The organism is Aliihoeflea sp. 40Bstr573, assembly GCF_024105655.1.
Lineage (GTDB): Bacteria > Pseudomonadota > Alphaproteobacteria > Rhizobiales > Rhizobiaceae > Aliihoeflea.
Genome location: NZ_JAAAMH010000010.1, coordinates 33,485 through 53,542, shown reverse-complemented (window position 1 = coordinate 53,542; position 20,058 = coordinate 33,485). Strand labels below are relative to the sequence as shown.

Sequence of the window (20,058 nt, the reverse complement as noted above, 5' to 3'; positions counted from 1 at the left end):
GGCCACAGCACATGGCCAAGACAAAGCCGCACGCCTCTTTTCCCCGCCGGCCGATCATGCAAGGTCGCGCAAGCAACCTTTATGCCCGATTAAGGCAAACAGCATTTTGGTCAAAGCGTATCGAACAATCGCAGATGCGACTGCGAAACGCGACGTTCTCCACAGATCGGCGAAGTCAGCTCCGCCGAACCGCCTTTGACAGGCTGCCCGAGACGTCTTCCATCGTATAGGGCTTCTGCAGGATCGTATTCCCGTGCCAGGCTTCGGGAAGGCCAGCCTGCCCGTAACCGGTGGCGAATATGATCGGAATGCCCTTGGAGGCCAGTTCCTCCGCGACGGGGAAGACCAGTTCGCCGGCGACGTTGACATCGAGGATGGCGACGTCGGCCTGAAGCGCCTGCGCCAGCATCTCCTGCGCCTTGGCAACCCGCATCGCCGGCCCGACGATGGTGCAGCCCAAATCGGCCAGCATGTCTTCGAGGTTGAGCGCGACGAGCGCTTCGTCCTCGACGACGAACACGCTCAGCCCTTCCAGTTTGCTCGCAGCGTCAGTCGACATGCGTGGTCCTGCCATAGGATGAATAAGGTATCTGCAAGGCACAGGCGAAACCCTGCGGTTCATAGCGTGCATCGACGGCGCCGTTCAACTCGCCTCGCATGACGAGGTTCATCATCCGCGAGCCGAAGCCGGTGCGTGACGGCGCCGAAACCGGGGGGCCGCCGGTCTCGTTCCAGTCGATCCGCAACTCGCCATTGGCATCGTCGACCCACCAGGCAAGATCGAGACGGCCCGCCTCGCCGCTCAACGCGCCGTATTTGGCGGCGTTGGTGGAAAGCTCGTGCAACACCATCGCGACCGCAATCGATGCCTTCGGATTGAGTGTAACGTCCGGGCCCTGGCTCGATATCCGGTCGCGATCATAATGCCCGAGCTCGTGCGCGATAAGGGCCGCCATCGTGGTCGAGTCCCACGCGGTCTGCGACAAAAGATTGTGCGCCTTGGAAAGCGCCACGATGCGCCCCTCAAAATCCTTTCGCGCGGTCGCCAGGTCAGGTGCAGCACGCAGGGTCTGGGCAGCGATGGACTGCACCGTCGCCAGCGTGTTCTTGACGCGGTGGTTGAGCTCGTCAAGCAGCAGGCGCTGGTGCTTCAGCGTCTTCACCGCTTCGGTGCGGTCCATGCCCTGCACGAAGACGCCGGTGATCTCGCCTTCCAGATTGCGCACCGCATCGTAGGAAAAGTCGAGATAGCGCTCCTGCAATTCGCCGCTGGGGGATTGCAGCAGGATACGCATGCCCTCCCCGCCCCGCGTCTCGCCTGTCGTGTAGACATGGTCGAGCATCTCGATAAAGCCCTGCCCCGCCACCTCCGGCAACGCATCGGAGACGGGCTTGCCGATCACCTGCCGTCCGCCGACCAGGCGCGTATAGGCCTCGTTGGCAAAGGTAAAGACGTGTTCCCTGCCTGTCAGCACCGCAATGAAGCCCGGTGCCTGCTCGAACATGCGGCGGAATTCGGCGCTTTCCGCAAGGAGGCTGCGATGGGCGTTCTCCGCCTCGCGCGCGCGCTCCACGAGCTGCGTCTCGGGCGAGTAGCTCCGGTAGGGCAGCGAAGCGGCCTCGCGCAAGCGCACGATGTCGGTGACGTCGACCGTGTTCTGCAGGAGGTAGGCCACGTTGCCCTCATTGTCGGTCAGCGGCACGTGAACCGCCGTCCAGTAGCGCTTCTCCATGCCACCGCCCTGGGAGGCCGGACGCGGGATGTCGTATGGAATATACGCGATGGTGTCGGTCTCGCCGGTGACGAACACGCGTTCAAACGACGCGCGCAGCGCACGACCACTCTCGCCGTCATTCGGAAATATCTCGAACAGCGACCGGCCTTCGACCTCGCCTTGAGATCGCATCACCGCCTTCTCATAGGCGGGATTGACCGCGACATAGCGATACTGCCTGTCGACGATCATGTAGGGGCTGGTAAGCCGATGAAAGAGTTGCTTGAAATCGATATTCGGCATGTTCCCTGAACGGCGCCCTGCGCCACCAGCCCCTCATTAAGCCCGGAAACACTTCTGCCGACAATTGGTTCCGGCCGCCATAACAATTGTTTGCGGCCGGAACGCGATTGCGTGCATCAGCGCGTCAGGCGCTTGTAGGTCATCCGGTGCGGATTGAGGGCATCCGGACCGAGGCGGCGTACCTTGTCCTTTTCGTATTCCTCGAAATTGCCTTCGAACCATTCGACGTGGCTGTCGCCTTCGAATGCCAAAATATGCGTGGCGAGGCGATCGAGGAACATGCGGTCGTGGCTGATGACCACGGCGCATCCGGCAAAGTTTTCGAGCGCGTCTTCGAGCGCGGCCAGCGTCTCGGTGTCGAGGTCGTTGGTCGGCTCGTCGAGGAGCAGGACGTTGCCGCCGGTCTTCAGCATCTTGGCCAGATGGACGCGATTGCGCTGGCCGCCCGACAGGTTGCCGACTTTCTGCTGCTGATCGCCGCCGCGGAAGTTGAACGACGAGCAATAGGCGCGCGTGTTGGCTTCGTGCTTGCCAAGCTTGACGACCTCCGCCCCGCCCGAAATCTCCTCCCAAACGGTCTTGGAGGGATCAAGCGCGTCGCGGCTCTGGTCGACATAGCCGAGCTTGACCGTCTCGCCGACCCGGATCGTGCCTTCGTCGGGCTTTTCCTGGCCGGTGATCATCTTGAACAGGGTCGTCTTGCCGGCGCCGTTCGGGCCGATGATGCCGACAATGCCGCCCGGCGGGAGGCGGAACTGGAGACCCTCGATCAGGAGCTGGTCGCCGAACCCCTTGCTGAGGTTTTCGACCTCGATGACGACATTGCCCAGCCGCTCGCCATGCGGAATGACGATCTGCGTGTCCGACGGACGGCGATTGTCCGCTGCCTCGAGCAGGTCCTGGAACGCCTGGATGCGCGCCTTGGACTTCGTCTGCCGGGCCTTGGGGCTCGATTGAATCCATTCGCGCTCGCGGCTGATCGCACGCTGGCGCGCATCGTCCTCGCGGCCCTCCTGCTTCATGCGCTTGGCCTTGGCGTCGAGATAAGCGGTGTAGTTGCCCTCGTAGGGAATGCCCTTGCCGCGGTCGAGCTCGAGAATCCAGCCGGTGACGTTGTCGAGGAAGTAGCGATCGTGGGTGATCAGCATCACGGCGCCCTTGTAGGCGCGCAGATGCTTTTCGAGCCAGGCGGTCGTCTCGGCGTCGAGATGGTTGGTCGGCTCGTCGAGCAGCAGGAGGTCCGGCTCGGACAGGAGCAGCTTGCACAGCGCGACGCGGCGGCGTTCACCGCCCGACAGATTGACGACATTGGCATCCTTGGGCGGGCAACCCAGAGCCTCCATCGCCATCTCGACCTGCTGTTCCAGGTCCCACAGATTGAGCCGATCCATGTCGTCCTGAAGCTTGGCCGCCTCGTCCGCCGTCTCGTCGGAATATTCCATCATCAGTTCGTTGTAGCGATCGATGATGGCCGTCTTCTTGGCAACGCCGTCCATGACGTTCTCGAACACCGTCTTGGAATTGTCGAGTTCCGGCTCCTGCGCCAGATAGCCGACCGTCGCGCCTTCGGCGAGCCAGGCTTCGCCCGACCAGTCCTTGTCGAGCCCGGCCATGATCTTGAGCACGGTCGACTTGCCGGCGCCGTTCGGTCCGAGAATGCCGATCTTGGCATCGGGGTAGAAGGACAGGTGAAGATTTTCGAGCACCTTCTTGGCGCCGTAGGCCTTCGTCAGGCCGGACATGTGATAGATGAACTGGCGTGCCATGGCGCGCGTCGAACTCCGTTCTTCTGGGTCGGGGGAATTTCGTCGCGCCGTATGTAGGTGAAACGAGCGCCGGGAGCAATGCGGGGGATGGCCTTCGACCGCCCTTTCCATCTGCTCCGTGATCGGCTAGAGGGAGCGCCCTTCCCTTAACCGCCCCGGATTGCGCCCTACGCGCCGGTGCGGCGCATTTCATGAGCAGACCCATGTCCACCACCGCCTGCGGCATCGATTTCGGCACCACCAACTCGACCGTGGGGCTGTGCGTGCGCGGCGCCGAGCCACGGCTGATCCCGCTCGAAGGCCATCATCTGACGATCCCGTCCGCGCTGTTCTTCAGCCTCGAGGATGGCGGCACCTATTTCGGCCGCGCCGCCGTCTTCGAATACATGGACGGCGCGGAAGGGCGCTTCATGCGGGCACTGAAGTCCATCCTCGGCACCTCGCTGATGAAGGAGACGACGCAGGTCGGGCGCGACCGCATGACCTTCGAGGGACTGATCGGGCGCTATTTGCGCCATCTGCGCGAGCAGATCGAGGGGCAGGAAGGTGGCGTGCCGGAGGCGGTTGTGCTCGGTCGTCCCGTCCGCTTCATCGATGAGGACGATGCGGCGGACGCGCAGGCGCAGGGCCAACTCGAGGCGGCGGCCCGGGCGGAAGGCTTTTCCCATATCGAATTCCAGTTCGAGCCGGTCGCCGCAGCGCTCCACTACGAGCGTTTGATCAATGGCGAGGAACTCGCGCTGGTGGTCGACATCGGCGGCGGCACGTCGGACTTTTCCGTGCTTCGTTTGTCCCCTGACCGCGCCCGCGATCTCGACCGGTCGAGCGACATATTGAGCACGGCCGGCGTCCATGTCGGCGGAACGGATTTCGACCGCCAGCTGAACATCGCCAAGGCGATGCCGCATTTCGGGCTCGGCTCGGGCACGAAGGACGGCAAGCGGCAACTGCCGGTCTGGTATTTCAACGACATGGCGACCTGGCACCGCATCAACACGCTTTATACGCCCAAGAACGCGCGCGACATCCAGGCGCTGACGCGCGAGGCGGCCGAACCCGAAAAACTCGACCGCTACGCCCATCTCCTGAAGTATCGCTCCGGCCATCGACTGGCCGCCGAGGTGGAGAAAGCGAAGATCGCGCTGACCGACGAGGACACGACGCGCATCGCGCTCACCGAGCCCGGCCTCAGCCTCGACGTCGCCGTAAGTCGCGCCGAGTTCGACGAGGCGACGGCCGACCTGGTCTCGCGCATCGGCGCGTCGATCGAGGATGCGCTGGCGAAGGCCGGCGTCCGCGCCGGCGACATGTCCACGGTCATCCTGACTGGCGGCGGCGCGCTGGTGCCGGCCGTTCGCGCGGCGGCGGAAACCCGCCTGCCCGGCGCGCGCTTCACCGCCGCCGACCAGTTCGGCGCGGTCGGTCTCGGGCTCGCCATCGACGCCGCGCGCCGTTTCAGCTGACGATCAAACTCTCGCCATGGTCCTTCCGCAGGAGATGTGGATGCGGGGACACACATTGAATCACCGATCCATCACTCTTTGCGCGCTGGTCGCAACAGCCATGCTGGTCGCCGCCTGCCAGTCGGGCGATGTCGCGGGTGCCGGCACCGAGACGGCGGCTACGCCGGGCTTCATCGGCCCGATGCAATGCACGACGCGTCTGCCGTCCGGACCGCCGGCCAAGCCGGACCGGATGACCGCCTTCGGCACCGCGACGGCCTGGAATGTCGGCAAGAATGTCGGTCGTGGCGCGATCACCAGCGCGGGAACCATGGTCGCAGGCCCTGTCGGCGGCGCGGTCGCGGGCACGGTGGCGGCGCGCGCTTTGCCTTCCGAATTCGATATTCGCGGCACATGGCAGGCGACCGACGGCGCCCCGAATTGCGGCTGCACCATTGCCATTCAATCACAATCGAGCTGGAGCGGGACAAACCCGCCGCGCGGCACCGCGCAACCCTCCGGCTGCCGAAACTCGCAACTTGCCAATGCCAATGATTGGCGGCTCGACGAGACGATGACCGGGCTCGAGGCGGAGTTCCTGCTCTATGCCTCGAACGGCAACCGCATCGCGGTGCTGAAGCGCGACGGGCCCGACTACTATTCCGGCCAGCTCGCCAACGGCACTCCGGTCACTCTCTGGCGTCAGCGATAACGCTCTGGACCCCACCGCCGTCAGGCCCTACAGGCGGGACGACCAGATGCGAGGCCTGACATGATCCCTTGGGTTGAACTCGATTCCGCGCAAGCGCCCGGCGGCAGGGAGCGCCTGCGCCTCAAGCAGCGCGGCACCGAATTCTCGATCATGCTCGGCGCGAACGAACTGATGAACAGCCGCCTTTCCGGCTCGGAAGAGGCGCTGGCGACCCTGACGCAGGAACGTCTCGCCGACACATTGAAGCCGTCGATCCTGATCGGCGGGCTCGGCATGGGCTTCACCTTGCGCGCCGCGCTTGCCGCCTTCCCGGCTGAAGCTCGGATCGAAGTGGTGGAACTGGTGCCTGCGGTCGTGCGCTGGGCGCGCGGCCAGATGGCAGAACTCCATGCCGGTAGCCTCGAAGATCCGCGCGTGACGATCATCGAGAGCGACGTCGCCAAGGTCGTCGGCAAGGCGAACGCCGTCTACGATGCGGTTCTGCTCGACGTCGACAACGGCCCGGAAGGCCTGACGATCGAGGCCAATGACGCGCTCTACGCCCATCGCGGTCTCGCCGCCGCCCGCGCAGCACTCAAGCCGGGAGGCATGCTTGCCGTCTGGTCGCAGGGGCCGGACGCGCGCTTTGCGGCGCGGCTGCGCCAATCCGGCTTCGCGATCGAGGAAATGCGCGTACGCGCCAGCCGCTCGAAGCGCGGCGCCCGCCACGTCATCTGGCTAGCGAAGAAGGCGACCTGACCCTCCATTTGTGCATGGTGCGCCTGCGCCCGCACGCATTGTCGCTGCGAGCCAGCGGCACTAGCTTCGGCGGCGTGCGTCGGGAGGAGCCGCACCCCGCTTTCATGCTTCAGATGGACCCCTCCCATGCAAGACGCCTCTGCGACCATCGCCGCGCCCGCCGATATCCCGGCCAGCGAACTGGCCGTGACCAACGTGCCGCTGACGATCCTCGCGCTCGCCATGGGCGGCTTCGCGATCGGCACGACCGAATTCGCCGCGATGAGCCTCCTGCCCTACTTCGCCGCCGGGCTTCACGTCTCCGAGCCAATGGCCGCGCACGCGATCAGCGCCTACGCGCTCGGTGTCGTCGTCGGCGCGCCGATCATCGCGGTCTTGTCGGCGCGTCTGTCGCGCAAGTTCCTGCTGATCGCGCTGATGGCGGTGTTCGGCATCGCCAACTGCCTGAGCGCGATTTCGCCCTCCTATGGCTGGCTGATCGGCTTCCGCTTCCTGAGCGGTCTGCCGCATGGCGCCTATTTCGGCATCGCTGCCCTTCTCGCCGCCTCGCTGGTGCCCCCCAACAAGCGCGCGCAGGCCGTCTCCTCGATCATGCTCGGACTGACGATCGCGATGATCTTCGGCGTCGCGCTTGCAACCTTCATCGGCCAGCACGCTGGCTGGCGCTGGGGCTTCGCCCTGCCTGGCCTTCTGGCGCTGGCAACGATGGCGATGATCGCCGCATTCGCGCCCTTCGACCGGCCTGATGCTGCGGCGAGCCCGATGCGCGAACTTTCAGCCCTGCAGAACAAGCAGGTCTGGCTGACGCTTGCCACGGGCGCGGTCGGCTTCGGAGGTTTCTTCGCGGTCTACTCCTTCACCGCCTCCACGCTGCTCGAAGTCACCCGCGTCGACGCTTGGGTGGTACCGGTCGTCATCGCCATCTACGGCGTCGGCATGACGCTCGGAACGATCGCCGCCGGGCGGGCCGCCGACCGCAATCTGATGGCGACGCCGGTCTGGTTCATGCTGGCAAGCGCCGCATCTTTGACGCTGTTCCCTCTTGCCGCCGGCAATGTCTGGACCATCAGCGCCGTGATCCTGCTGATCGGTTTCTTCGGCAGCCTTGGCGCCGTCCTGCAGACCCGTTTGATGGATGTCGCGCAGGACGCGCAGACGCTGGCCGCCGCGCTCAATCACAGTGCGTTCAACGCCGCCAATGCGCTCGGGCCCTTCCTCGCCGGCATCGTCATCACGATGGGTTACGGGTTCCCGTCCGCCGGTTTCGTCGGCACGGTGCTGGCGCTGCTCGGCCTTGCGATCTGGCTTTACGCCTGGCGCGATGCGAGGCGTGCCGCTGACCGGCCGCTGAACGACTGGTGAACGCACGCTTCAGCCTGCGTTCGGTTCCGGTGGACAAATATCCAAGCGTCCAAACGAAGTCCCGCCGGGACCGGAACCGAACACCAGGAGTGCACTCGCCATGAACGCCAAGCTCGTCCTCGCCGCCGCCCTTGCTGCCCTGATGGGCGCCTCGTCGATGCCCGCTTCCGCCAACTCCATCTGGATCGACCAGTACGGCGCCCGCAACGAAGCCGGCGGTTCCCAGCAGGGTGCCCGCAACTCGACCGGCATCTACCAGGAAGGTCGCAGCAACAACGCTGCCGGCTACCAGAACGGCTGGCGCAACACGGTCGCGATCGGCCAGAACGGCTGGCGCAACCGCTCGGTGGTCGAGCAGCGCGGCAGCCGCAATTCCGGCGGCGTCGGACAGTTCGGCTCCGGCCACAACGCCGTCGTCATCCAGGACGGTCGCGGCAACATCTCGGCTGGCGTTCAGGTCGGCCGCAACTGCGACGCCTCGACCCAGCAGACCGGCTCTGGCAACATCGCGGCTTTCGTCCAGACCTGCCGCTAATCAAGCAAGGGCGGCCGGCCATCCCAGGCCGCCCGACTGTTCTGCGACACCTCGTGACAGTATTCTCAAAACGAAAGGCAACAGCGATGACCCTGAATGCACGATCCGGCCTTTCCCGCATGGCCGCCCCGCTCGCCGTCCTCGGCTCCGCCGTGCTCATGGCGTGCACAGCGGGCGCGACGGGCACCGGCCAGCCAGCCGCGACAGCCTCGTCGCCGGTCTGCGAGATTCTCACTCGAAGCTCGGGCGGCATGACCATCATCGAAGGCGTGGTGACGAGCCCGAGCGCACTTTCCGGCTCCTACACGCTGCGCGTCAGCGGCAGCGGGACCAACATCCGCCAGGGCGGCGACTTTGCTGCCGCGGCTGGCGAGAAGACCATGCTCGGCCAGGTATCGCTTGGCGGCAATGCGCGGGCCTACGCAATCGACCTCACGGTCGAAGCCGGCGGCAAGACGATACCCTGCAACATCCGCGCCTGATCTGTCCGCCGCCTTTCTGTTCTTGCGCCCCGGTCTGTCCGGGGCGCTTGCGTTTGGGCGGACGGCAGCGATGAACGGCTTCTGAATGGGTCATTCGCGGTCGGTTCAGCCGGGACGCGCCATGATCGCGTCAGCCTCACACATTGCTTCGCAGATCGAAGGAAAACCAGCATGACCCGTCTCGCCGCCGCTGCCCTCGCCCTCGCCATCGCCCTGCCAGTCACGACGGTCCCGGCGGCCGCGAACGGCCAGCTTTCGATTCACGTCGCTCCGACCAACAGCCAGGAAGACCGGGCGATGCGTACCGGCCTCGCGCTCTACCAGATGTATAGCGACGTCCGCGGCGGCGCCTCGATCATCCAGAAGGGCCGCAACAACTCGGCGGGCGTCGCGCAGGACGGTCGCGGAAATCTCGGCGTCGTCAGCCAGCGTGGCAGCGGCCACAACGGGACGATCACCCAGGCCGGCAACGACAACCGCTACGGACTGTTCCAGTTCGGACGCGGCACGAGCGGCCAAATCATCCAGAACGGCAATGGCCGCACCGGCGCCACCTTCCAGTGGGGCTGGTGATCGCTCAGGCCTGCGCGAGTTGGCTGCGGTGCGCCCATCCGGTCATCCGCATCTCGATCCAGGCCATGACGGCGTACATCGCGATGCCCTCGACAGCGAGCATGATGAGCCCGGCCCAGACCAGCGGCACGTTGAACTGCGACTGCGCCGCCAGCATCATGTGGCCGAGGCCCGAATTCGCCGCCACCGTCTCCGCGATCACCGAACCGACGAAAGCCAGCGTGATCGCAATCTTCAAGGAACCGAAGAAGTAGGGCATCGAGCGCGGAATGCCGACCTTGAGCATGATGTCCATCTTCTTGGCGCCGAGCGCGCGCAACACGTCCTCCATCTCCGGTTCGATGGTGGCGAGGCCCGTCGCAACGTTCACCACGATCGGGAAGAAGGCGATCAGGAACGCGGTCAGCACCGCCGGGATCGTGCCAATGCCGAACCAGATGACGAGGATCGGCACCACCGCGACTTTCGGGATGGCGTTGAAGCCGATCATCAGCGGGTAAAGCCCCGCATAGATGAAGCGCGACCAGCCGATGGCGATGCCGAGCCCGAGGCCGAAGACCACGGCGAGGATGAAGCCGACGGTCGTCGTATAGAGCGTCTGCAGCGAATTCTTCCAGATCGCCGGCCAGAACTGGATGATGGCTTCCAGGATGCGCGTGGGAGCTGGCAGGATGAATTGCGGGATCGCGAAGGCGCGGACGATGATTTCCCACACGATGAACAGCCCGGCGGTATAAAGCCACGGCGCGATCTTGATCCAGTTGATCTTGGACGTCGTCATGCCGCGCTCCTCGGCTTGTATGCTGGTGGGGCTCCCTCGTAGAGCACAGGCCTCTCCATCACGCCGCCTTCCGCGCATCGGCAATATTGCCGCGCAATTCATGAACGACGTCGTTGAAATCCGCCTGGTAGAGCAGTTCGAGGTCACGCGGACGTGCAAATGGAACAGTCCGTTCCTTGGTTATCCGCCCGGGCCGCGAACTCATGACGAAGATGCGGTCGGCAAGGAATACCGCCTCGCGCAAATCGTGGGTGACGAGCACGATGGTTACGCCTTGGGCGGCGTGGAGGTCGCGGATGACGCACCACAATTCCTCGCGCGTGAAACTGTCGAGCGCGCCGAACGGCTCGTCCAGCATCAAGAGGTCCGGCTCGTGGATCAGCGCGCGGCAGAGGTTTGCGCGCTGCTGCATGCCGCCCGACAACTGCCAGGGGAATTTTTCGCCGAAACCCTTGAGGCCGACAGTCTCGAGCAGCTTTTCCGCCTTGGCGACATACTCGGCCTTGTTGCGGCGCAGGCGCTTGCGGTGGCGGTCGACCACTTCCAGCGGCAGGAGGATATTGTCGAGCGTGGTGCGCCAGGGCAGCATGGTCGGGTTCTGGAACGCCATGCCGACGATCGAGACCGGCTTCGTCACCCGCTCGCCGGCGACCGTCACCTGACCGGCTTGCGGGATGTAGAGGCCGGTGACGAGCTTCATCAGCGTGGACTTGCCGCAGCCGGAGGGCCCGACGACGGCTGCGAATTCGCCCTTGGCGATGTCGAGCGTCAGCCCTTCGACGGCAAGCAGGCCGCCGGCGCCGCCATAGCGCATGTCGACGTCCTTGATGGTAACGAGTGGTTGGTTCATGGGAGCGCCGCGCCAGTAGGGGCGCCCCCTCTCGATAGGGGGCGCCGGTTCAGATGGAAAGGTGGGATGCCGCTACGGCAGCATCCGTTCTTCCTTGGCGGGCAGGAACGAGGCGTCGAACACCGCCGCGCCGTCCACATTGCCCTTCAGTCCCATCGAGACCTTGAGGTATTCGATCGACTGCGCGAGCTTGTCGTCGTCGACTCCACCGAACCCGTTTTCCTGCACATAGGCCGTGTTGATGTTGAGCTCGTTCGCCATTTCGAGGCGTTCCAGCTCGATCTCCTTGGTCAGGATCTCGTTGCGCTCCATCACGGCTTCGACGCCCGCTTCCGGATCGGCGACGGCATCGGCGAAGCCCTTGGCGAGCGCACGCAGGAAGCCCTTGACGGCGTCCGGATTCTCAGCGGCGAAATCCGTGTTGACGAGGATCGAGTTGCCGTAAAGGTCAAGGCCGTGCTCGGCCATCAGGATCATCGAGATGTCATCCTCTTCGACACCCTGCGCCTTGAGGTTGAGCACCGAGGAGAAAGCGAAGCCGAAGATGCCGTCGACCTGACCTTGCGCCAGCATCGGCTCGCGCACCGGGAAGCCGACGCTCTCGATCGTCACCGTGCTCTCGTCAATGCCGGCGGCCTCGACGAAGGCAGGCCACTGCGCGAAGGCGCCGTCCGGAGGCGGCGCGCCGAGCTTCTTGCCCTCGACCGATTTGGGGTCTTCCGTGATGCCCTGACTCTTGCGCCCGATAATGGCGAAGGGCGGGCGCTCATAGACGACCATCACCGCCTTGACCTTCTGCGCAGGGTCCTCGTCGAGGAACTTGATCAGCGAATTGATGTCGCCGAACCCCATCTGGTAGGTGCCGGTCGCAACGCGCGGGATCGCCTCGACCGATCCGTTGCCCGAATCGATCGTCACGTTCAGTCCTTCGGCTTCGAAGTGGCCATTGTCCTGCGCGAGGAAGAAGCCGGCCGCCGGCCCCTCGAATTTCCAGTCAAGCGTGAAATTGATGTCGGTGGTCTGCGCCGCTGCTGGCAGGGCGGTGGCGAAACCGCTGATCGCCGTTGCAGCCATCAGCGTGAACAAACGTCTTGTTATCATTGTCGGAACCCCTCTGGCATCCTTGCCTTTGATGACGTCATAAAAGCCCCCGGACAAACCCTTTGCAAGCAGCTTTTGCCCAAGACTTCACCAAAATTGTGCATTGCACATGCTCTGCGCATATCGATGACAATCCGCTCTCCGCTTCTCAAGTCGAGGAGGGCTCGCTAGCGTAATCGTGCAAACCGGAGCACGCCGCATGGCCTTCACCGCAATCTACGCTCACCCCTCGCCGACCGGCGCCACGCTGAATATCCATTTTCGGCAGGCCGAGGGCGAGCAGCGTGGCGTCATTCAGGTCAATCACGGCATGGCCGAGCGCGCCGCCCGCTATGCGCGTTTCGCAAGCGCGATGGCGGCAGAAGGCTTCCACGTCTATGCGCACGACCATCGCGGTCATGGGCGGACCACCGCGCCCGACGCTCCGCTCGGCCATTTCGGGACCGAACCGGCACATAGCAAGGTGCTGGGCGACGTCGACGCGGTGCACGACCTGATCGCGCGCAACCATCCCGGCCTGCCTGTCATCCTCTTCGGCCATTCTATGGGAGGGCTGATCGCGCTGAACTATCTGATGGGACATTCCTCGCGTGTCGCTGCCGCAGCGATCTTCAACGCCAATTTCGCAGCCGGTCTGGCTGGCCGCCTGGCGCAGGCGATCCTCGCCTGGGAACGGTTCCGCCTCGGCTCGGACGTGCCTTCGCACATGCTGCCGAAGCTCACCTTCCAGGCCTGGGGCAGGCAGGTGCCGGATGCGAGGACCGCCTTCGACTGGCTGTCGCGCGACGAGGTCGAGGTCGCGAAATATGTCGCCGATCCGCTGTGCGGTTTCGACGTGTCCGTCGCAACGTGGCGCACGGTGTTCGACTTCGTCTTTCGCGGCGCCGAGGATCGCAACTTCACCATCATTCCTCGCGACCTGCCCGTCCTTCTCGTCGGCGGCGAAAAGGACCCGGCGACCGATGGCGGCAAGGCGGTCGAAAAGCTCGCCAGCCGCATGCGCGCGATGGGCTTTTCGAATCTGCGATCAACGATTTACGCCGACACCCGTCACGAATCCCTGAACGAGTTGAACCGGGACATCGTCACGGCCGATCTTGCCGAATGGGCGCGCAGCGCTGTGGCCTGATCCAAGCCGGGTTCCGTGGCGCGGCCCGGTCTGCTAGGCAGGCAGGACAAGAGGGAGCCCAGCGCAAAAATTCATGTCCCAGCCGCCGCTCAAGGGTGTTCGCGTCATCGAACTCGCCCGTATTCTCGCCGGACCGTGGGCCGGCCAGGTGCTTGCCGATCTCGGCGCCGACGTCATCAAGATCGAGAACCCCGACGGCGGCGACGACACACGCAAATGGGGCCCGCCCTTCGTGATGGGCCATGACGGCACCAACCTGTCGGCCGCCTACTATCACTCCACCAATCGCGGCAAGCGGTCGGTCGCCATCGATTTTTCGACGCCGGAGGGCGCCGAGCAGGTGCGCAAGCTGGTCGCGACCGCTGACGTGATGATCGAGAATTTCAAGGTCGGGGGCCTGAAAAAATACGGGCTCGACTATGAGAGTCTGAAGGCGATCAATCCGCGGCTCGTCTACTGCTCGATCACCGGCTTCGGCCAGGACGGGCCCTATGCTCCGCGCGCGGGGTACGACTTCATCATCCAGGGCATGTCCGGCATGATGTCGATCACCGGCGAGCCGGGCCGCGAGCCGCAAAAGGCGGGCGTCGCGATCTCGGACATCTTCACGGGGCTCTATTCCACCATCGCCATTCAAGCCGCCCTGCGCCACGCGGAAGCGACCGGCGAAGGCCAGCAAATCGACATGGCGCTGCTCGACACGCAGGTCTCCGTGCTCGGCAACCAGAACCTGAACTATCTCGTCTCCGGCAATCCGCCAAAGCAGATGGGCAACGCCCATATGAACATCGCGCCCTATGAGGTGCTGCCCTGCAAGGATGGACACTTCATCCTCGCCGCCGGCAATGACGGCCAGTTCCAGCGCTTCTGCAAGGTCGTCGGGCTGGAGCATCTGGCGACCGATCCGGACTTCGCCACCAATCCGGCGCGCGTCGTCAATCGCGACCGCCTGCGCGCCACCATGATCGAAACGCTGGCGTCGTGGATGCGCGCCGACCTCTTGCCGAAGCTCGACGCCTCCGCCGTGCCGGCCAGCCCCATCAACAACATTGCGGAAAGCTTCGCCGATCCGCAGACGATTGCGCGCGGCATGCGCATGGACCTCGACGACGGCTACGGCAACATGCTGCCTTCCGTGCGCGCGCCGATGGTGATGTCGGCCACGCCTTGCGTCTATGAACGTCCCTCACCGCGCCTTGGCGAGCATACCGAAGAAGTGCTGAAGGAAATCGAGGAGAACGCGCGATGAGGACTGGTGGACAATTGATCGTGGATGCGCTCGAGGCCAATGGCGTCGAACGCGTCTATTCGGTTCCGGGCGAAAGCTATCTCGCCGTCCTCGACGCGCTGCACGATTCGAACATCGAGAACATCGTTGGCCGCCAGGAAGGCGGCGCGGCGATGATGGCTGATTGCGAAGGCCGGCTGACCGGCAAGCCGGGCATCTGCTTCGTTACGCGCGGCCCCGGCGCCACCAACGCGTCGGCCGGTGTCCACATCGCCGCGCAGGATTCCAACCCGATGATCCTGTTCGTCGGCCAGATCGCCCGCGGCATCAAGGAGCGCGAGGCGTTCCAGGAGGTCGACTACAAGGCGTTCTACGGCTCGATGGCGAAATGGGTCGTCGAGATCGATGATGCCCGCCGCATTCCCGAACTCGTCACGCGTGCGTTCGCGGTCGCGACCTCGGGCCGGCCCGGTCCCGTCGTCGTTTCGCTGCCGGAGGACATGCTGACCGACGAGGTGGAAGCGCCAATGCCGCTCCCCTTCACGCCGGTCGAGACGCGTCCCGGCCAACCCGAAATGGACCGACTCGTCGAACTTCTCAACGGCGCGGAAAGGCCATTCCTCGTCCTCGGCGGCACACGCTGGACCGAGGAAGCGGTCAAACAGGTCTGCGCCGGAATCTCCAAATGGAAGCTGCCAGTCGGCTGCTCCTTCCGCCGCCAGACGCTCTGCGATCAGCTGCACGAATGCTATGCCGGTGACATCGGCATCGGCGCGAACCCGAAGCTCGCCAGCTACATCAAGGAGGCCGACGTCGTCGTTCTCGTCGGCTGCCGCTTCGGCGAAATGCCTTCGGCCGACTACACGCTGCTGAAGAGCCCCTACCCCGACCAGAAGCTGGTCCACATCTTCCCCGACCCGGAAGAACTCGGCCGTGTCTTCCGCCCGGAACTGGCGATCAACGCCTCGAACACCGCCTTCGCCGAAACTTTCTCGCGCACGGGACCCGAAGCCACGCCCCGTTGGGCGAACCGCACGGAAGAACTTCACCAGAGCTATCTCGACTGGTCGACCCCGCCAACCGACGGGCCGGGCGCCGTCAAGATGGGTCCAGTCATGGCGTGGCTGGAAGAAAATCTGCCCGAAGACGTGATCGTGGCCAATGGCGCAGGAAATTTCGCCACGTGGATGCACCGCTTCCACCGCTATCGCCGCTTCAACGGCCAGGCCGCGCCGACTTCGGGCTCGATGGGCTACGGCGTGCCGGCCGGCGTCGCCGCCAAGGGGCTGTTCCCCGAGCGCGAGGTGGTCGTGTGGGCCGGCGACGGCGACTTCCAGATGCACGGACAGGAATTCGCCACCGCGATCCAGTACGACCGGCCGATCATCGTCGTCATCTTGAACAACGGCATCTACGGCACGATCCGCATGCACCAGGAACGCGACTATCCGGGCCGCATCTCCGGCACGACAATGAAGAACCCGGACTTCGCCGCCCTCGCCCGCGCCTATGGCGGCCACGGCGAGATCGTCGCGAAGACGGACGAATTCGCCGATGCCTTCCTGCGGGCACGGACGAGCGGCAAAGCCGCGATCATCGAGGTCCGGCTCGATCCCGAAGCGATCACGCCAACGAAGACGCTGACCCAGATCAGGGAGGGGCGCTAGGCGGCGTCGAAATCCAGCACCAGCTTCTTCGAGGTCGGCCGCGTCTGGCAGGCGAGCGTGAAGCCGGCCTCGATTTCCCATGGCTGCAACGAGTAGTTGACCGCCATCTCCGCCTCGCCTTCCACAACCCGGCAACGGCAGGTGCAGCACATGCCGTTGGCGCAGGAATAGGGAAGTTCGAGCCCCTTGCGATGCGCCGCATCGAGCACGGTCGCGTCCTGGTCGATCATGTCGAATGACCGGCGCACCCCGTCGACGACCACTTCGATGGCGACGCCTTCCTGCGCGGCCTTTTCGGCCTCGGCCGAGCGCGGGCATGGCTTGGGCGCGTCGCCCGAGGGCGTGAATCGCTCGAAGCGCACCTTGTCGGCATCGACGCGGAGTGCCGTCAGTTCCGCCGAGACGCTGTCGATCATCTCGCCCGGCCCACAAAGGAAGATGCCGTCCGCCGCCAGCGGATCGATCGCCCCGCGCGCGGCAAGCTCGCGAATGCGCGCGCCGTCGATGCGGCCGTTCAAGAGTTCGACATCCTGCGTCTCGCGCGACAGGACGTGGATCAGGCTGAAGCGGCGCATGTGCCTGTCCTTCAGGTCCTCCAGTTCCTCCAGGAACATGATCTGGTCGGAGGCCCGGTTGCCGTAGATCAGCGTGACGGTGCTGTCGCGTTCATGCGCGAGAACGGTGCGCGCGATGGACAGCATCGGCGTGATGCCCGACCCCGCAGCGATCAGGATATAGTCGTGCCGCTCGCCGATGAGCGAGGTGAAACGCCCTTCAGGTGGCATGACGCGAATGACGTCGCCGATGGAAAGCGTCTCGTTGACGAACGAAGAAAACCGCCCGTCCGCAACGCGCTTGACCCCGACACGCAAATGCGGGTCCCCGGGAGCCGAACAGATCGAATAGGACCGCCGCGCTTCCTTGCCGTCGATCTCGGCCGAGAGCGTCAGGTACTGGCCCGGCCTGAAGGTAAAGGTCTCGCGCAGGTCCTCGGGTACATCGAAGGCGACGGCGACGGAATCGGGCGTCTGCCGCTCGATGCCTGAGACCTTCAGTTCGTGGAAACGCGGCGCCATCGGGACCTCAGATGCATTTGAAATAGTCGAACGGTTCGCGGCATGACGTGCAGCGATAAAGCGCCTTGCAGGCCGTCGAGCCGAACTGCGAAACGCGCTCGGTCTCGAAGGACCCGCATTGCGGGCAAGCGACGACCGTCTCACCAAAGAGCGAGCGGATCGAATTGGAGCTTTTGACGGGCGGCGCGATGCCATAGGCATTGAGCTTTTCGCGGCCTTCGTCGGTGATCCAGTCCGTCGTCCAGGCCGGCGAGATCACGCGCTCGACGCGGGCATCGAAGCCGGCGTCGAGAAGCGCGGCCTCAACCGCAAGTTCGATCGCAAGCACGGCCGGGCAGCCCGAATAGGTCGGCGTGACCTTCGCAACAGCCACCCCGTCGACGATTTCGACGGAGCGCAGGATGCCAAGATCGGCCACCGTCACGCAGGGCACTTCCGGATCTGGCACGGCGGCCGCCGCTGCGTAAGCGCGGCGCTGGTCGAGGGTGGTGTCGACAGCAAGCATCGCGCCTACCACACCGCCCCGGGAAACGTCCGCTGCATGTGCTGCAGGTCGGCGAGGAGATACCCCATCGCCTCGCCATGCCGTCCATCACGTCCGCCACGCTGAACGAACGGTGCGGCCGGCATGTCGAGGAAGGCCTCGGAGAAGATCGTCGTGATTGTCCGGTCGAAGGAATGGCGTAGCGCAGCCGGGTCCGGCGCGACCCCTGCGGCTACCACCGCCCGCGTCACCGCGTCGGCATCGAACAATTCGTCGACATAAGGGGCAAGGTCTTGCACCGCCTGCTTCATCCGTGCAGCGCTTTCCTCAGTGCCGTCGCCGAGCCGGATCACCCACTCGCCCGCATGGCGGATGTGGTAGGCGACTTCCTTGACGGCCTTGGCGGCGATGCCGGCCAGCGTCTCATCCTTTGACACCGCCATCGCGCGCAACATCGGTTCCATGAAGGCGGCGAAATAAAGCTGGCGCAGCATGGTGTGCGCGAAGTCGCCGTTGGGCCGCTCCACCATCAGGCAGTTGGTGTATTCGCGCTCGCGCCGCAGATACGCGAAGTCGTCTTCCGTGCGGCCCTTGCCCTCGATCTCGGCTGCATACTGGTAGAGCGCCCGCGCCTGCCCGATGAGGTCCAGCGCCATGTTCGGCATGGCGAGGTCCTCTTCGAGCATCGGCGCATGGCCGCACCATTCCGAGAGCCGATGGCCGAGGATCAGATGATCGTCGGCGAGGCGGACGACGAAGGCGAGAAGCGCGTCGTTCGCCATCACATATGCCCCACTTCGTCGGGGATCTTGTAGAAGGTCGGGTGGCGATAGACCTTGGAGGCCGCCGGCTCGAAATTTTCGTCCTTGTGCTCGGGATCGGAGGCGGTGATCGCCGCCGACGGGACGACCCAGATGGAAACGCCCTCGCCGCGCCGCGTATAGACGTCGCGCGCCGCCTGCAGCGCCATCACCTCATCGGCCGCATGGACCGAGCCGCAATGCTTGTGCGACAGACCGTTGCGCGGCCGGATGAAGACTTCCCAAAGGGGGATTTCGTTTTTCGCCATGTCCCTCACTCCGCTGCGATCTTTGCCGCGTCACGGCGGGCCTTGCGCTTTTCGGCGTGAGCAAGCGCGGCTTCGCGCACCCATGCGCCCTCGTCCCAGGCCTTGCGCCGCGCCTCGATGCGCTCCTTGTTCATCGGTCCGCCGCCCTTGACCACGCGCCAGAACTCGTCCCAGTCGATCGCGCCGAAATCGTAGTGCCCCCGCTCCTCGTTCCATTTGAGGTCCGGGTCGGGCAGCGTCAGGCCGATAAACTCCGTCTGCGGAACGGTCGAATCGACGAATTGCTGGCGCAGTTCGTCATTGGTGAAGCGCTTGATCTTCCAGGCCATCGACTGGTCGCCATGCTGGCTTTCGCCATCATGCGGACCGAACATCATCAGCGACGGCCACCACCAGCGGTTCAGCGCATCCTGCGCCAGGTCCTTCTGCTCGGGGGTGCCCTGCGCGAGCGTCATCATGATTTCGTAGCCCTGGCGCTGGTGGAAGCTTTCTTCCTTGCAGACGCGGATCATTGCGCGCGCATAGGGGCCGTAAGAGCAGCGACAAAGCGGAATCTGGTTCATGATCGCCGCGCCGTCGACCAGCCAGCCGATCGCGCCGATATCGGCCCAGGTCAGCGTCGGGTAGTTGAAGATCGAGGAATACTTCGCCTTGCCCGACAAAAGCTCCTCGGTCATCTGCTCGCGGGAAACGCCCAACGTCTCGGCAGCCGAGTAGAGATAGAGCCCATGGCCGCCCTCGTCCTGCACCTTGGCGAGAAGCGCCGCCTTGCGCTTCAAGGAGGGCGCGCGGGTGATCCAGTTGCCTTCGGGAAGCATGCCGACGATCTCGGAATGCGCATGCTGGCCGATCTGGCGGATCAGCGTGCGGCGATAGCCCTCGGGCATCGGATCGTTGGGTTCGATCTTTTCTTCCGCGTCGATGCGCGCCTGGAAGGCGGCGAGGAAGGCTTCGTCCTCGGTCGTCTCGGTTTTTGCGCCGATCAGGCCCTGGCTGTACATGGCAAATCCTCCGTGATCGGATGCGATCCGATTTTCGATATGTA

21 protein-coding genes are annotated in these 20,058 nt (G+C 64.7%); 10 read left to right on the top strand and 11 right to left on the bottom strand.

All coding sequences use genetic code 11. The features are described 5' to 3' along the window. Positions 1-175: 175 nt before the first annotated feature. From GTK01_RS13630 to ettA, 3 genes are all read right to left on the bottom strand, one after another. Positions 176-559 carry a response regulator gene (locus tag GTK01_RS13630; protein WP_252926529.1) on the bottom strand — a complete coding sequence of 128 codons (384 nt, stop codon included), beginning with the start codon at positions 557-559 and terminating at the stop codon, positions 176-178. Further along, positions 549-2,018, bottom strand: a complete 1,470-nt coding sequence (locus tag GTK01_RS13625) for a sensor histidine kinase (RefSeq protein WP_252926527.1) — start codon at positions 2,016-2,018, stop codon at positions 549-551. Before GTK01_RS13625 ends, GTK01_RS13630 begins: the two co-directional genes overlap by 11 nt. Before the next feature lie 116 nt (positions 2,019-2,134). Further along, positions 2,135-3,784, bottom strand: a complete 1,650-nt coding sequence (gene ettA / locus GTK01_RS13620) for an energy-dependent translational throttle protein EttA (protein ID WP_252926526.1) — start codon at positions 3,782-3,784, stop codon at positions 2,135-2,137. A 191-nt stretch (positions 3,785-3,975) separates the two neighbouring features. Between ettA and GTK01_RS13615 the strand changes: the two genes are divergently transcribed. The 7 genes from GTK01_RS13615 (at position 3,976) to GTK01_RS13585 (ending at position 9,628) form a co-directional block, all read left to right on the top strand. After that, positions 3,976-5,247, top strand: coding sequence for an Hsp70 family protein (locus GTK01_RS13615; protein WP_252926524.1), 1,272 nt, complete (start codon positions 3,976-3,978; stop codon positions 5,245-5,247). A 40-nt stretch (positions 5,248-5,287) separates the two neighbouring features. Continuing rightward, positions 5,288-5,938, top strand: coding sequence for an AprI/Inh family metalloprotease inhibitor (locus tag GTK01_RS13610; RefSeq protein WP_252926522.1), 651 nt, complete (start codon positions 5,288-5,290; stop codon positions 5,936-5,938). Positions 5,939-5,998: 60 nt separating this feature from the next. Continuing rightward, positions 5,999-6,676 carry a hypothetical protein gene (locus GTK01_RS13605; RefSeq protein WP_252926520.1) on the top strand — a complete coding sequence of 226 codons (678 nt, stop codon included), beginning with the start codon at positions 5,999-6,001 and terminating at the stop codon, positions 6,674-6,676. Positions 6,677-6,802: 126 nt separating this feature from the next. Then, complete coding sequence (locus GTK01_RS13600; protein WP_252926518.1) at positions 6,803-8,038, top strand: MFS transporter; 1,236 nt, start codon at positions 6,803-6,805, stop codon at positions 8,036-8,038. Positions 8,039-8,138: 100 nt separating this feature from the next. Beyond that, positions 8,139-8,573 carry a curlin gene (locus GTK01_RS13595; protein ID WP_252926515.1) on the top strand — a complete coding sequence of 145 codons (435 nt, stop codon included), beginning with the start codon at positions 8,139-8,141 and terminating at the stop codon, positions 8,571-8,573. A gap of 86 nt (positions 8,574-8,659) precedes the next feature. After that, complete coding sequence (gene csgH, locus GTK01_RS13590; protein ID WP_252926514.1) at positions 8,660-9,055, top strand: curli-like amyloid fiber formation chaperone CsgH; 396 nt, start codon at positions 8,660-8,662, stop codon at positions 9,053-9,055. Positions 9,056-9,226: 171 nt separating this feature from the next. Continuing rightward, on the top strand, positions 9,227-9,628 hold the full coding sequence (locus GTK01_RS13585; RefSeq protein ID WP_252926512.1) for a curlin: 402 nt from the start codon (positions 9,227-9,229) through the stop codon (positions 9,626-9,628). Positions 9,629-9,632: 4 nt separating this feature from the next. Here the strand turns inward: GTK01_RS13585 and GTK01_RS13580 are convergent, their stop codons facing one another. The 3 genes from GTK01_RS13580 to GTK01_RS13570 all read right to left on the bottom strand — a co-directional run bounded on the left by GTK01_RS13580 (position 9,633) and on the right by GTK01_RS13570 (position 12,360). After that, positions 9,633-10,409, bottom strand: coding sequence for an ABC transporter permease (locus tag GTK01_RS13580; RefSeq protein WP_252926510.1), 777 nt, complete (start codon positions 10,407-10,409; stop codon positions 9,633-9,635). A gap of 58 nt (positions 10,410-10,467) precedes the next feature. Then, a complete protein-coding gene (locus tag GTK01_RS13575) occupies positions 10,468-11,259 on the bottom strand; it encodes an ABC transporter ATP-binding protein (protein ID WP_252926508.1) in 792 nt (263 codons plus the stop codon). Positions 11,260-11,331: 72 nt separating this feature from the next. After that, complete coding sequence (locus tag GTK01_RS13570) at positions 11,332-12,360, bottom strand: ABC transporter substrate-binding protein (protein ID WP_252926506.1); 1,029 nt, start codon at positions 12,358-12,360, stop codon at positions 11,332-11,334. A gap of 199 nt (positions 12,361-12,559) precedes the next feature. Here GTK01_RS13570 and GTK01_RS13565 point away from each other — a divergent pair, with 199 nt between their 5' ends. The 3 genes from GTK01_RS13565 (at position 12,560) to GTK01_RS13555 (ending at position 16,384) form a co-directional block, all read left to right on the top strand. Then, the gene (locus GTK01_RS13565) at positions 12,560-13,489 is read left to right on the top strand and encodes an alpha/beta fold hydrolase (protein WP_252926504.1); all 930 of its coding nucleotides are present in this window, start codon (positions 12,560-12,562) and stop codon (positions 13,487-13,489) included. Between the two features lie 73 nt (positions 13,490-13,562). After that, entirely contained in the window at positions 13,563-14,738 is a 1,176-nt protein-coding gene (locus GTK01_RS13560; RefSeq protein WP_252926502.1) for a CaiB/BaiF CoA-transferase family protein, read from the top strand. Then, the gene (locus GTK01_RS13555) at positions 14,735-16,384 is read left to right on the top strand and encodes a thiamine pyrophosphate-binding protein (RefSeq protein WP_252926500.1); all 1,650 of its coding nucleotides are present in this window, start codon (positions 14,735-14,737) and stop codon (positions 16,382-16,384) included. Before GTK01_RS13560 ends, GTK01_RS13555 begins: the two co-directional genes overlap by 4 nt. Here GTK01_RS13555 and paaE read toward each other — a convergent pair. From paaE to paaA, 5 genes are read right to left on the bottom strand one after another with little or no spacing between them, the layout of a single operon-like run. Next, positions 16,381-17,460 (bottom strand): 1,2-phenylacetyl-CoA epoxidase subunit PaaE, encoded by a 1,080-nt coding sequence (paaE, locus tag GTK01_RS13550; RefSeq protein ID WP_252926498.1) that lies wholly within the window; start codon positions 17,458-17,460, stop codon positions 16,381-16,383. The two genes, GTK01_RS13555 and paaE, sit on opposite strands and share 4 nt — an antisense overlap. 7 nt (positions 17,461-17,467) lie before the next feature. After that, positions 17,468-17,965 carry a 1,2-phenylacetyl-CoA epoxidase subunit PaaD gene (paaD, locus tag GTK01_RS13545; RefSeq protein ID WP_252926496.1) on the bottom strand — a complete coding sequence of 166 codons (498 nt, stop codon included), beginning with the start codon at positions 17,963-17,965 and terminating at the stop codon, positions 17,468-17,470. Positions 17,966-17,970: 5 nt separating this feature from the next. Next, the gene (gene paaC, locus GTK01_RS13540; protein WP_252926494.1) at positions 17,971-18,726 is read right to left on the bottom strand and encodes a 1,2-phenylacetyl-CoA epoxidase subunit PaaC; all 756 of its coding nucleotides are present in this window, start codon (positions 18,724-18,726) and stop codon (positions 17,971-17,973) included. Next, positions 18,726-19,013, bottom strand: coding sequence for a 1,2-phenylacetyl-CoA epoxidase subunit PaaB (gene paaB / locus GTK01_RS13535; protein ID WP_252926492.1), 288 nt, complete (start codon positions 19,011-19,013; stop codon positions 18,726-18,728). Before paaB ends, paaC begins: the two co-directional genes overlap by 1 nt. A 5-nt stretch (positions 19,014-19,018) precedes the next feature. Next, positions 19,019-20,014 carry a 1,2-phenylacetyl-CoA epoxidase subunit PaaA gene (paaA, locus tag GTK01_RS13530; RefSeq protein ID WP_252926482.1) on the bottom strand — a complete coding sequence of 332 codons (996 nt, stop codon included), beginning with the start codon at positions 20,012-20,014 and terminating at the stop codon, positions 19,019-19,021. Positions 20,015-20,058 lie beyond the last annotated feature (44 nt).